13 protein-coding genes are annotated in these 12,947 nt (G+C 53.5%); 8 read left to right on the top strand and 5 right to left on the bottom strand.

Annotated elements, in window-relative coordinates:
• A partial coding sequence (locus INT22_RS06425; protein WP_193067903.1) for a GntR family transcriptional regulator occupies positions 1 to 182 on the bottom strand: 182 nt, incomplete at its 3' end.
• 174 nt (positions 183 to 356) lie between these two features.
• On the opposite strand from INT22_RS06425, the gene INT22_RS06420 reads away from it, so the two are divergent.
• The 5 genes from INT22_RS06420 (at position 357) to INT22_RS06400 (ending at position 4,615) form a co-directional block, all read left to right on the top strand.
• Positions 357 to 590 (top strand): hypothetical protein, encoded by a 234-nt coding sequence (locus tag INT22_RS06420; RefSeq protein WP_089038592.1) that lies wholly within the window; start codon positions 357 to 359, stop codon positions 588 to 590.
• A 2-nt stretch (positions 591 to 592) separates the two neighbouring features.
• Entirely contained in the window at positions 593 to 1,945 is a 1,353-nt protein-coding gene (locus tag INT22_RS06415) for a tripartite tricarboxylate transporter permease (protein WP_089038591.1), read from the top strand.
• Positions 1,946 to 2,045: 100 nt separating this feature from the next.
• Positions 2,046 to 3,305 (top strand): hydroxymethylglutaryl-CoA reductase, degradative, encoded by a 1,260-nt coding sequence (locus tag INT22_RS06410; RefSeq protein ID WP_193060460.1) that lies wholly within the window; start codon positions 2,046 to 2,048, stop codon positions 3,303 to 3,305.
• A 9-nt stretch (positions 3,306 to 3,314) separates the two neighbouring features.
• Entirely contained in the window at positions 3,315 to 4,220 is a 906-nt protein-coding gene (locus tag INT22_RS06405) for a hydroxymethylglutaryl-CoA lyase (protein WP_089038589.1), read from the top strand.
• Between the two features lie 155 nt (positions 4,221 to 4,375).
• Positions 4,376 to 4,615, top strand: a complete 240-nt coding sequence (locus tag INT22_RS06400; RefSeq protein WP_089038588.1) for a DUF333 domain-containing protein — start codon at positions 4,376 to 4,378, stop codon at positions 4,613 to 4,615.
• 507 nt (positions 4,616 to 5,122) lie between these two features.
• Here INT22_RS06400 and INT22_RS06395 read toward each other — a convergent pair.
• A complete protein-coding gene (locus INT22_RS06395; RefSeq protein WP_193060461.1) occupies positions 5,123 to 6,076 on the bottom strand; it encodes a GlxA family transcriptional regulator in 954 nt (317 codons plus the stop codon).
• 146 nt (positions 6,077 to 6,222) lie between these two features.
• Here INT22_RS06395 and INT22_RS06390 point away from each other — a divergent pair, with 146 nt between their 5' ends.
• Together INT22_RS06390 and INT22_RS06385 are read left to right on the top strand one after the other, a co-directional pair.
• Positions 6,223 to 7,101 (top strand): MBL fold metallo-hydrolase, encoded by an 879-nt coding sequence (locus INT22_RS06390; protein ID WP_193060462.1) that lies wholly within the window; start codon positions 6,223 to 6,225, stop codon positions 7,099 to 7,101.
• A gap of 129 nt (positions 7,102 to 7,230) precedes the next feature.
• Entirely contained in the window at positions 7,231 to 7,776 is a 546-nt protein-coding gene (locus INT22_RS06385) for a cysteine hydrolase family protein (protein ID WP_193060463.1), read from the top strand.
• A 284-nt stretch (positions 7,777 to 8,060) separates the two neighbouring features.
• On the opposite strand, the gene INT22_RS06380 is transcribed toward INT22_RS06385, so the two are convergent.
• Entirely contained in the window at positions 8,061 to 9,446 is a 1,386-nt protein-coding gene (locus INT22_RS06380) for an FAD-binding oxidoreductase (RefSeq protein WP_193060464.1), read from the bottom strand.
• Between the two features lie 419 nt (positions 9,447 to 9,865).
• Between INT22_RS06380 and INT22_RS06375 the strand changes: the two genes are divergently transcribed.
• A complete protein-coding gene (locus INT22_RS06375; RefSeq protein WP_193060465.1) occupies positions 9,866 to 10,399 on the top strand; it encodes a GNAT family N-acetyltransferase in 534 nt (177 codons plus the stop codon).
• Between the two features lie 75 nt (positions 10,400 to 10,474).
• On the opposite strand, the gene lhgO is transcribed toward INT22_RS06375, so the two are convergent.
• Complete coding sequence (gene lhgO, locus INT22_RS06370) at positions 10,475 to 11,689, bottom strand: L-2-hydroxyglutarate oxidase (protein WP_193060466.1); 1,215 nt, start codon at positions 11,687 to 11,689, stop codon at positions 10,475 to 10,477.
• 64 nt (positions 11,690 to 11,753) lie between these two features.
• Complete coding sequence (gene glaH / locus INT22_RS06365) at positions 11,754 to 12,737, bottom strand: glutarate dioxygenase GlaH (RefSeq protein WP_193067901.1); 984 nt, start codon at positions 12,735 to 12,737, stop codon at positions 11,754 to 11,756.
• Positions 12,738 to 12,947 lie beyond the last annotated feature (210 nt).

Genomic DNA, 12,947 nt, shown 5'->3' with positions numbered 1-12,947 from the left:
CCTTGGCGGGCGCGCAACCTGCCCAGCGCAATTAACTGATCATAAGCATCCACAATGGTGTTTTTTGACACTCCATGCTGCCGGGCGGCTTCGCGTATAGAAGCGAGCCTAGCCCCTGGGGCAAGGCGGCCTTCGTTGATAGCCTTGAGAATGGTGTCGGCCACGTGCCTGGATTTCGACATGATCCGTATCTTCCGCAAAACGGGTTAAGCCCGGTGAAATCAGTGTACCTGTCTTTTGATGGGTACAGTACTTCGTACAATCTCTCCAACTGTACCTATCAGTACTCAGCAAGTTTACCCATCATGTGCTCCATTAAAAAAGACACATCCATAATAAATTCAAGGAGACACGCTATGTCTGAAAAGAAGAATCGGTTTCTCAATGTGTGGGATGACTCGGTGAGTGGGAGAGATCTTCTGCTGTCACTGTGTATTTCGACGCCGTTAACACTAGGCGGCTATCTGCTTGCTCCAGCGCAGCCTCCGCTTCCTCTTATTCTTGGGTTGAGCGGCGCTATTCTGGGCTTCTTCATCAATGCGCTGCTGTTTCGCCCTAAGCGGCAGCTGCAAACCGGTGAGGATAAGTAGTCATGGATCCCGTCTTATTACTTCAAATGTTGGCGGCTGCGATCATTGCCGTCATCGTTTATACCGCGATTGGTGTTGCACCGGGTACCGATGAAACCGCCGTACTGGCTCCGGTAACGCTGGCGCTGGTGGTCGCGGGCATACCGCTTCCCGTGGTGCTGGCTTTCTTTATGGCGGCCATTGTTGCCAAGAAGCTGACCGACTCCATTCCCGTTTCGGTAGCCGGTATACCGGGAGGGGTGATGTCGGCACCTATGGTTGAGCACGCACTGATCTTGAAGCGTGAAGGTCATGCCACCCTGGCGATTCGTAAAATGGCGTCCGGTTCGGTCATCGGTACGCTGGTGGCGATCCCCATTAGTCTGTTTCTGGCTTTTCTATTGACACCCCTAGCCGATGTGCTTGGCCAGTATGCCAGCCAGATCTTCTTTGGTGGGGCCGTATTTCTTGCCCTGATGAGCAAGGAGAAAGTCATCAGCCTGATCAGTATTGTGCTACTGGCAGCATTGATTCAGGGCTTGCGGCACCTGTATTGGGGGATGGGCGTCATTCCGGAAGGGCAGACTGTATTCATCTCGTTCTTCTTGGGCATCACCATTGGCCCGATGATGTTTAATCTGGCACAGCTCACGGTCAACAGTGAGCGCCATAAAATGGCGGAGTCTGAGCCTAAGCAGATCCAGATCTACGGTAACGATGAGAAAGGGCAGCTACCCAATCCGTTTCGCATTCTGACGCGTCAGGAAACCGCCTCGGCCGCAGCTAGCTCTGTCCTGGGTTCGGTCACATTCTTCATGAGCCCGGTCGGCATCACGATCTTTCTGGGCGAAGTAATGTCGAGCTGGGTGAAAGGTACGGTCAATAAGGCTAGTCGCGCGCTATCTTCAATGGATGCCGTCACCAACGCCTCTTACATCGCGGGCATCTTGATTCCCTTAGCGGCACTAGGCATACCGATGAGCCCGATGGCTATTGGCCCGGGCAACGCCTTCTTCAACGCACCGCCGGTACTGACGCTCGAGCAGAATGCTCACCACTTGATGAGTTTTTCTGAAATTACCATCGCCAGCATTTTGGGTGCCGGTGTCGCTTTGCTGATTACCTACCCGATTGCGGTTCGGTACGCGCGGCGTATCTGCATCTTTGTGTTCAAGCACATTCCTCACGAAGCGTTCCTGGCGATGTTCTTCTCGCTGGTCATGCTGCTTGCCTATATGGATGCCGGAGTAATGGGCATTTTGGGCGTGATGGTGCTGGCACTGATGGCAGGTCTACTCAACCGTTGGGGCGTCAACTATGGCGTGCAGTTCATGACGCTTTATGCCGCACCGTGGCTTTTAGGGCTAATCGCTTAATCCGTTTGGATCCATGCCTGACGCATATGCTGACTCTTGGTAAATCGTACACGTCAGGCACATTTACTTATTCAACCTCAATTGATCAGAGGCATTATTCATGGCACACAGCACATCCCGCATTCCTGGTTTTTATCAGCTTACTCCCAGCGAGCGGCTTGAGAAAGTCATCGAAATAGCTGAGCTCGGCAGCGAGGTTCGCACGCATTTCTCTGATACGGGCAATATCTCGTCGGCCACTGCCGATGCCATGATCGAAAACGTCATTGGTACGCTGAACCTGCCAATCGGCGTTGCCACCAATTTGATTATTGATGATGAGGAACAGCTGGTACCCATGGCGACCGAAGAGTCTTCCGTGGTCGCCGCCGTGTGTAATGCGGCCAGGCAGTGTCGCGCATTGGGCGGGTTTCATACCGATACGTCAGAACCCATCATGATTGCGCAGGTACAGTTGCTGGATGTGCCTAACCCCGAGTTTGCACGCCTTCGGCTGCTTTCCGAATTCGAACAGGTAAAAAGCATTTGTGATGCAACCGACCCAGTACTGCTCCAGCACGGTGGGGGTTTCCGTGACCTGGAAGTGCGCGTTCTCAACAACATGCTGATCGTTCATCTGCTGGTGGATGTGCGTGACGCCATGGGTGCCAATGCTGTCAACTCGATGGCGGAAGCTGTCGCGCCTTCTCTAGCGGAGTGGAGCCGTGGTCGCAGCTGTCTGCGTATTCTGTCCAACCTCGCTGATCGACGCATTGCTCGCGCACGTGCTACCTGGAAACTAGAAGATCTTGGCGGGGAGTCGGTACGTGACGGTATGCTCAACGCGTATCGCTTCGCAGACCAGGACCCTTACCGGGCAGCTACCCACAACAAAGGCATCATGAATGGAGTTAGCGCTGTCGTGCTGTCAACGGGCAACGATACCCGCGCGGTAGAAGCGGGTGCGCATGCCTACGCCGCTCGCACGGGGCGTTACCGTTCCTTGACACATTGGGAAGCCGATAGCGAAGGGAACCTGACCGGCACCTTAGAAATGCCTATGCCGGTAGGCTTGGTAGGCGGCGCTACTCGATCGCACCCTAGTGCTCGGCACTGTCTTGATATTCTGGGCGTTAAAACAGCGGATCGCTTGGCTCGTATTATTGTCGCGGTGGGTTTGGCGCAGAATTTTGCCGCCATTAAGGCGCTGGCGACCACCGGCATTCAGAAGGGCCATATGGCACTGCATGCTAAAAATATTGCGGTAATGGCCGGGGCCGAGAACGATGAAGTTGATCGTATCGCAGCGCTGCTTGTGGATGGCGGCAAGGTGCGTGTGGATATCGCCCAGCAACTGCTTGAACAGCTGCGTAACGACTAAGGAGACAACATGGCCTTGCCATCCTCTGTGCGCCTGGTCGAGGTCGGTCCGCGCGACGGTTTGCAAAACGAACAGGCGTTTGTGCCTACTCACCTGAAGCTTGCGTTTATCAAGCGCCTGGTGGAGGCGGGCTGTGCAAATATCGAGGCGGCGAGCTTTGTGTCGCCTCGCTGGGTGCCGCAAATGGCAGACCATCGGGAAATAATACAGGGCGTTGAGCGACGCCCTGGCGTTGTCTATTCAGCCTTGACACCTAACCTGAAAGGCCTTGAGGCAGCGATTGAGTGCGATGTTGACGAAGTCGCCGTATTTGGCGCAGCAAGTGAAGCCTTTTCTCACAAGAACATAAACTGCTCTATCGCCGAGTCGCTCGAGCGTTTTGAGCAGGTGGTAGAGCATGCGCGCCAGGCCGGGCTACGTGTACGGGGATATATTTCCTGCGTGCTTGGCTGCCCTTATGAGGGGGAGATCGCGCCTTTACAGGTGGCGCGAGTTGCCAAGGCGCTATACCAGATGGGCTGCTATGAGGTATCACTGGGCGATACGATCGGCACCGGAACGCCATCAAAAGCCAAACATATGTTGGCGGCTGTTGCCGCTCAGGTGCCAATAAATAACCTGGCCGCCCACTGTCATGATACCTACGGCCAAGCACTTGCGAATCTCTATGCGATGCTGGAAGAGGGCCTAAGCGTTATTGATAGTTCCGTCGCCGGTTTGGGGGGCTGCCCCTATGCCAAAGGAGCTTCTGGCAATGTGGCCAGCGAAGATGTGGTGTATATGCTTGAGGGTTTGGGAATCGAGTCAGGCATTGATTTAAACGCGCTGGCAAGAACGGGGGATTGGATCACAAAAGTGATCAACGTACCCAATCGGTCACGCGCTGGCAGCGCCTTGATGGTGGCAGGGGGATAGCGTATTCAACCTGACTTTCGACATATTAGAAGCAGGTCATCATTTCTGGCTGCCATGCCAAGAAAGTCCGAACGTTGACTATAATGAATGAATATCAGCGGGTTTTGCGCTGCTAATAATCACTGTTCAACGTAACAATGCAAAGGGAGAAGCACATGGCTCGTTATGGCCTGTTGGTTTTGATAGGGATGGCACTGGCGGGATGTTCGACCCTAGGTACTACTGATGGTGCTAACCAGGCGCAGCAGGTTGCCGTCAATTACTGTGAGCAGGAAGGCGGCGAGGTGCGATCGCGCCAGGAAGCGGGCAAGACTCGTCAGTATTGCCACCTGTTGGAAGGACGGGTGGTAGAAGTCAATCTGCTTTATCAGACGGAAGGTTTGCGCGTTCACTAAGCGAGGTGCGGCGTATGCGTTGTCGTACCGGCGCTTGCCTAGTGTTTTAATATTCTTGATTCAGTGCGTTGACAACAGTTGTGTTGGAGACGATGGACAGCAACGGTAGCTGGAGGAGGCACTTGCGCGTGAACTCGAAGCGGCTGGCCACAGTATAGATTGGAACACGGTTATGCGCGTTTGATACGCTACCGGCTACGATTGAAGGGCCGCTGCAACGGCCTCGAAATGCACTTTGTCAGGTTCCTTTCTGACAACCTTTAAATCGCGTGTACCGGGACTGGTTTTGCGCTGCCACTACAAACCAGCCCGTAACGCGGGCGTTATAAATCGCCACATCAGTGATACCTAAAAGACCGCTTCTGGCCGTTAACAACGGCTTGGCCTAAACCGTCGTTTGACGAATCTATGTGATAGCGCTGAAAATGCGACGAGACTTGAAGGTAGCTCCTATCAGTCCACCCAAAAATCTATGAGCGTGGTTAAGGGAATTCTGGCCCGAAAAACTCAGGTGTTGCCGCCAAAAGTTTTACGCCAGTCGCGTGGGCTGACTTGATGATGCTGCCTAAAGTGTTGACGGAAAGACGTTGCCGTATGAAAGCCAACTCGTTCCGCAATCGCTTCCACCGACAGGGAGGTGGTTTCCAGTAACTCGCGCCCGCGTCGTAACCGCTCGTTGACAAGCCACTCCACCACCGTCATTCCGGTCGCTTTTTGAAAGTGACGCGTGAAGGTGCGTCTGCTCATGGAGGTTCTAGCAGCTAGCTCATCGATGCGATGCGAACCGACTAGGTTTTCTCTCAAATAGTCCAATAAGCGATTGATATGGGCGTCTTGAGTGGAGATGGCAACGGGTTGCTCAATAAACTGCGCCTGTCCACCTTCGCGGTGTGGGGGAACCACCATGATGCGGGCAATCTTGTTGGCGATCTTCGCGCCGTAATATTCGCGCACCAAGAACAAGCAGCAATCCAGGCCTGCCGCCGTGCCTGCGGACGTCACTAGACGATCCTCCTCTACATAAAGCGCATTGGTGTCCAACTTGACCTTGGGGAAGCGGTCACTGAAATCCTGCTCGGCGACCCAGTGAGTTGACGCCCGCCTGCCGTCGAGCAGTCCAGCGTACGCCAGCGCATAAGTGCCGTAACAAAGACCCACCACATGAGCGCCCCGTTCATGGCAGCGGATGAGCGCCTCGGCCAGCTCAGGCGGTGGCGGTTCATCCAGGTCATGCCAGCCAGGTACCACGGCTATATCCACGTTGTCCAAGAGAGATAAGCCGCCATTGGGCTTTATTGTCATCACCTCATCGCTCTCTAGCGAATCTTCCCAAGCTGCGACGATGGTCAGGTCGAAGAGTGAGCGATCGGGGAAAGCCATGCCGAACACCGTGTAGGGCACCGAGAAATGAAAAGGCGTGATACGGGGATGGAGAATTAAACCTACACGGGGTAAGGACATGGGTAACTCCTAAGCTGTTCTCAACTTAACCGTACCATGGTGGCCCAAAATTTTCGAACACTGACTTCCAGGCCAATTTTTTTGTCAGCCGCCTCTCTCTACACTGCTTGCTATCAATCCAGCAACGTATTGAAGGAAGTCGTTAGATGCCTATCAAAACCTTATCCAGTTCTCTTGTCCTCGCCACAGGACTCATTGCCGGTAACGCCTTTGCGGATTCAAACGCTCAGGGGACAACGCAGCAGGTGCAGCAGATTCGCAATGCAACGGTGAAAATTACCTATGGGGATACCACCTTTTTGGTAGACCCGATGCTGGCCGAGCAGGGTGTTTATCCTGGCTTCGAAAATACCTATCGTAGCGAGTTGCGTAACCCGCTGGTGGGGCTGCCCATGCCCGTTGAGGAGATAACCGACGGCGTCGACGCCATCATCGTTACTCACACACACCTCGACCACTGGGACGATGCTGCCCAGGAACTGCTGCCGAAGGACATGCCCCTGTTTGCACAGAATGCTGCCGATGCCGAGCTTATTCGCTCTCAAGGTTTCAGCGATGTGCGTATTTTGGACGGAGAAGTGGAATTTGGTGGAGTGACACTGCATAAAACGGGCGGTCAGCATGGCTCTGATACGCTCTACGCTGTGCCTGAATTGGCGGAAACCCTTGGTGATGTGATGGGTGTGGTCTTCGAAGCCCCTGAGCAAAAAACCACGTACCTGGTGGGCGACACCATCTGGCGTGACGAGGTTGAGCAGGCTTTGGTGCGTTATAACCCCGAGGTGATTGTCGTGAATGCCGGTGCCGCAGAGATCACTGGCTTCACAGGTGACCCAATCATCATGGGTAAGCAAGATACGCTACGTATGCATCAGGCAGCTCCTAATGCGGCGATCATCGCGGTGCATATGGACGCCGTGAACCATATGACGTTAAGCCGTGACGAGCTGTCCGGTTACGTGCAAGAAGTTGGGATCCAGGACCACGTGTCTATCCCCGCTGATGGCGAAGTCATCTCCTTTTAATGCCATGGGTCGCCTTTGATGGCGGCCTGTGTCTTTTTATCAACGTCTTAACGCTGGCACGTTGGCTTGCTGCCTTCATTCCCCAAGCACCAACACACTGGCAACCACTACTGAAAAAGGAATAACCCCATGAGTAAGCGCGCAATCATTGTCGTCGATATCCAGAACGAATATTTCCCCGGCGGCAAGCTGTTGCTGCAGGGGATTGAGGAGGCAGCGGCGAATGCCGCCAAGGTCATTGAGCATGCGCGGTCGGCAAAAGATCTCGTCGTCTATTTTCAGCATGAATCTGCGGATCCAGAGATCCCTTTCTTTACCCCCGGTACGCCAGAGGTCGCCATTCATTCCATGGTTGCGCCACTGGAGCAGGAAACAGTAGTCGTTAAGAATTTTCCGAACTCGTTTCGTGAGACCGGTTTGAAAGAGTTGTTGGATCAGAAAAATATTGAGGAGGTCGTCATTATCGGTGCCATGAGCCATATGTGCATCGATGCAACCAGTCGTGCAGCTTCGGACTTCGGCTATAAGACAACGATTATCCACGATGCCTGCGCTACGCTGGATCTTGAATTTGATGGAGTGACGGTACCGGCGTCACAGGTTCACGCAACGATAATGTCAGCCTTAGCATTCGCTTATGGCACGGTAATCTCTACGGAGCAGTATGTCGGGTAACGCAATCGATCTGTGCGATTTGACTTTCTCGCTGCCGCCTTCAAAGCACCACAGGTGGAAGGCGGCACTGAGAAGTCAGTATTAGAGGATTACTGATCGGAGTGAGTTAAAACCGGATTTAGCTTAAAGGGCGCTTCTGGTCGAAACGAAAAATATACTAATAAATAAAGTTCGATAGTTTATAGATGTAGTTATTAGACCAGAGCGCCCTGGAAAGGGCGCTTGCTGATACGAGCTTTTGCTCAGAAAGGATCAAGAGCAGGGCTTCATCACTCAAACGACATTCAGGCCGGGGGGATATTCTGATTGATACGGAAAAGGTTTGTTGGGTCGAACTTCTTCTTGAGCGCCACCAGCCGCTCGTAGTTGGCACCATAGGCAAAGGCAGTACGGTCGGTTTCATCCGCGGTCAGAAAGTTAACGTAGGCGCCTCCACTGGCAAAAGGCTGTGACCGGGTGAAGAATTCTCGTGCCCAGTTAATGCAGCGTTCGTCCTCGGCGGCCGTCTCCCAACGGGCATGCACGTTCATCACATAGTTAGCATCACGGTTCGAGTAGGCCATCGCTTCGGGTGGTACTCGGCCTGTTTGACCGCCTATCGTGGCAATGAAAATCTCGCACTGTGAAGACGGTAAGACCTCAGCGTATTCGATGATCGCATCGATAGACCCTTCTCCGAGCGTCGAGAAATTATGAGACTTCCAGTAGTTTCGTGCCCCTGGCGTTAATAGTGGGTCGAACGTTTGCTGCCAGTCAATATACGGTTGCACCCCAATATGCTCGCCGTATGCGGTACCAAATTTTCTAAGCGGCTCAATGTATTTCTCGCCTTCTACGGGATCGCCTGCATAGCAAATGGCAAGAGCGACTATCTCTTTTCCATGGACAGCCTCGGGCAGAAAGGGTAAGGGAGGCGCTTTGCGCGTCACCATCCACACGTTGAGTTCGTCTGGCATCGTTTCCGTGAAGCGAGCGAACTGTGTGATGACCGATTTTGCTTCGTTGAAGGGATAGACGATAAGGCCGGAGAGCACATTCGGACCTACTGGATGCAACTGATATTTGAAACGGGTCACGATGCCGAAGTTACTCCCTCCACCGCGAATCCCCCAAAAAAGGTCGGCGTTTTCCGATTCACTGGCGTGCAACTGTCGACCATCGGCTGTAATTACGTCCACGCCGAGTAGATTGTCGATGGTCATACCGTATTTTCGACTGAGCCAACCGAATCCCCCTCCTAAGGTCAGACCGGCTATACCTGTGGTGGAGTTGATGCCCAATGGGGTAGCAAGACCATATGCTTGGGCAGAGACATCGAAGTCCGCGAGTGTGCAGCCTGGCTCGACATACGCAAGGTGGAGTGCTGGATCTATGTCAACTTTCTTCATTAGCGAGAGATCAATCATCACGCCGTTGTCGCAGACAGAACTGCCCGCAATATTGTGGCCACCACCGCGTACGGAGAAAGGCAGATCGTGTCGGCGTACGAAGTTAAGAGACTGGGCAACATCGTCAGATGAAGTGCAGCAAGCAATCATGGAGGGCCTGCGATCAATCATGGCATTCCATATCTCACGCGCTTCTTGGTATTGAATATCTTCTGGAAGAATCACGCTTCCCGAGAAATTGGCCTTAAATTTCTCTATTACGGTTTGCGAAGGCTGGCTCATGACGAACACCTTGAGGTATGCCCGGGGTAGGGACGCATACAAGAGGCCGCCGGGCGGGTAGTTGAGGAGGACGACCAAGCTGGCGACTATCCCCAATCTTCACAGCGGCCCTTTGATTGGTATTTCGTCAGTGGGTATACACAGTATAGGAGGTCTATCAATGGTTGCTGCTGTTTCTTCGGTTGTTCCATTAATCATCATCGTCTGATCACGGTTGGCTAGGAAGAAGTGGTGGTGGAGTTCCTTTGACTGTGGATTCTCATTCTGGAAAGCCATTAACTGCAGTTACTCTATGCGAAGATGCAATCCCTTTGAGCGCTGCGTTTTAACGCAGTCTCGGCCGGAGACTGGCCAAAGCGGCTTGTAGCAAGCTTATAATGTCTGATGGAGTGCCCTGAACCATCCAAGACCAACACACCATGCAGCAAATCCCCTATATGAAAAACTTCAACATCAAAGTACTTAACCCTGAAGACTGGGCGCTGTACAAGTCCGTCAGGCTGGAATCGCTCAAGGATTCCCCTGACTCGTTTGGAGCCACTTACGAGCAGGAATCTGCATTGTCGGATTCTGATTGGCGGGCGCGCTTAGATCTTAACGCGCGGGGGCTTGTGGCTTTTCCGTTAGTGGCAGAGCAGGGTGGCCGGGCGGTGGGGCTTGCTTGGGGGGTGATACATGCGCCAGAGGTGGAAACCGCTCACATCTACCAAATGTGGGTTTCGCCTGCGGCAAGAGGGAAAGGCATCGCCAAGGCGCTTCTGGGTAAAATTGAAACCTGGGCGATAGATAAAGAGTGTGAGTGTCTCGCGCTTGACGTTACAACCAGTAATGAGGCGGCAGTTTGCTTGTATCGGTCGTCTGGGTTTATGGCGACGGGGCAGCCGACGCCGCTTAGGAGTGATTCATTTCTTATGATGCAGCCTATGGAGATGGCGTTACGTAGTGTTGGCTAAGTAACCGCTTAATAATATTTCGGACGCAAACTATGCGCCCGAAATAGGCTTGATACTAAGCAGCTTGGTGGGCTCTTAGCTCACTACGGCGGCGCTATCGCCAACCTGCTGCTTAACTTTCTCTACGATATACGCCCCAATGGGAATGGCAGACGTCGCCGCAGGCGAGGGTGCGTTACACACGTTGACAGTACGCGGCGTGTTGACGAACAGGAAGTCATCGACCAGCTTGCCATCGTTGGACACCGCTTGGGCGCGCACGCCAGCCGGGTAAGGCTCAAGATCAGCCAGCGTTAAGCTTGGGCAGTACTTACGCACTTGCTGTAGGTAGCCTTTTTTATAGATTGAGTTCTTAAACTCGGAAAGCCCTGGACGCAAGTTGTCTTTCAGCACTTGGCGGATGCCGCGGTGGCGCAGCATGGCGAGCGTGTCGGAAAACGAGATGTCGGTCTTTCGATAGCCTTCACGTTTCCAGGCCAGCACCGCATTGGGGCCGACCGTTACGCTGCCGTCAATCATGCGTGTCAGGTGAACGCCAAGAAACGGCATCGAAGGGTCAGGAATCGGGTAGATTAGGTGATTAACGATTTGATTGTGCTGCGCGGGAAGGCGGAAGTACTCGCCGCGGAACGGGCAGATGGTGAAGTCTGGCTCGATACCCAGCATGCGTACCACGCGGTCTGCCATCAGGCCAGAGCAGGACACCATATAGCGGGTAGAGAAATCACCCTGGCTGGTGGATACCACTACCTCATTGGTTCGCTCATTTAAGCCTGTCACTGAAGTGTTGTAGCGGATCTCACCGCCAGCGGCTTCGAATTCGCGGCCCATGGCGGCAGCCACTTCAGCATAATTGACGATACCGCTGGAGGGGACAAAGATACCGCCGACGCCCGTGATGTTAGGCTCACGTTCGTGCAGTTCTTCCGCCGTCAACCAATACCGCTCCAGGCCATTAGCCTCCGTGCGTTCCCACAGTGCTTTCATACGCTGGAGTTCGAGGTCATTCGTGGCGACCAGCAGCTTGCCGCATTCGTCGTAGGCAATGCTATGTTCGTCACAAAACGCCTTGGTGGCGAGGTTTCCCTCTAAACAAAAACGCGCCTTTAAGCTGCCGGGCGTGTAATAAACCCCTGCATGAATCACGCCACTGTTGTGGCCTGTTTGATGGCGGGCAGGGCCATCCTCTTTCTCAACCAGCAGCATCTTCTTGTCAGGATAGGCGCGGATCAGCTGCATGGCAGTCGACAGCCCAAGAATGCCGCCCCCGATAATAATGTAGTCGTACATAGGCGTCTCGGTAGCCAAGGGAAAATGGCCACCGTCATGGCGGTGGCCAGCTTATTCTAAATGATTATACCTGACGCGGCTGACGTAGTGTTTTGGCATGGGTGAAATAGCCACGCTGACGCATCAACTCACGACGCAGGTCAGGGTGCGGGGTGAAGCGATCGCGACCATGCAGCCAGAAGTGATTGTTAATCAGCAGGAAGCTGCCAGTGGCGACCGGAACCGATAGCTGATGTTGGCTACCTTCCAGCGAATCAGAAAGATTGGCTAGCCAGTTGCCTTCTTCAAAGTTCTTCGGCTGAACGAACTGGTCAATGTAGGCCATGATCGGACGACCCTCAGTGTCCACATCGAACACGGGGTGGTAGATATCGCGATCAACATTCTTGCTGGGTGGCGCGGTCCAGCGCATGTCACGACGCGCCAGTGGGTGAGAGTAGAAACTGTCTAACCCTTCCCAGTCATCGAGGTGCAACAGTAACGAGTTGCCGCCTTGCATGTTCTGTTCGTCAACTTTCATCATCAGCACGTAGTCGGTGTCCTGCTCCACGAACGTGCCGTCGTTATGCAGCTCCATCACGCGGTGCGGCTGACGTAGGTATCGGTGCGTCTTACGTAGGTAGCTGTCTGAGTTATCGACGTTCTTCACCACAAAACGCGCATAGTACTGGCCGCTCATGGCGTCGTAATTAGAGCGTCCCATCAGGTGAGACACTGCCGTGGCGAATATCACCATGTCGTCAGCCTGCTCAACCTGATCCAGCCCCTCTGGCGTCACCAGAAACGCTCCCGTATCCCGATCCACCATGGTATCGATCAACACCGGCTGCAAGGTGTTCTTACACAGATCATCAAGAATCTTAGCCACTCGAAAACGCAGGAAAGACTTATATTCCAGTGCCTGAACCGGCCATTCCGACACGGCGTCAAGAAACGCTTTCACTGTTTCCTTAGGGAAGCTCAGTTGCAGTAAGCGGTCCGACTGCGGTGAGCGGCCAAGGGTGAAACCATGATGCTGCTGTGCGGGGATAGTGGCTGGAGCGTTCATTGGACGCCTCTCTTTAGCAAAAGGGTGAAAAAGAACCGACTGAATAAATAACCTACGCTTAAAAAATATCTACATTTTTATATTTCGTCAACGTTTTATATTTATTTAGTTAAAAGGGCGGTTCGAGCTCGACCACCAGGGGAGCTCACATCGTCAAAACAGTGGGGATCTCAGAGGGCGTTGCTAATGGGGTACTCCAGCCTACCGAGG

Origin of the sequence: Halomonas sp. 3D7M, assembly GCF_014897885.1 — a bacterium.
Taxonomy (GTDB): Bacteria; Pseudomonadota; Gammaproteobacteria; order Pseudomonadales; family Halomonadaceae; genus Vreelandella.
Note: the sequence above shows the minus strand (reverse complement) of the source record. Positions and strands in the feature narration are given on the sequence as shown.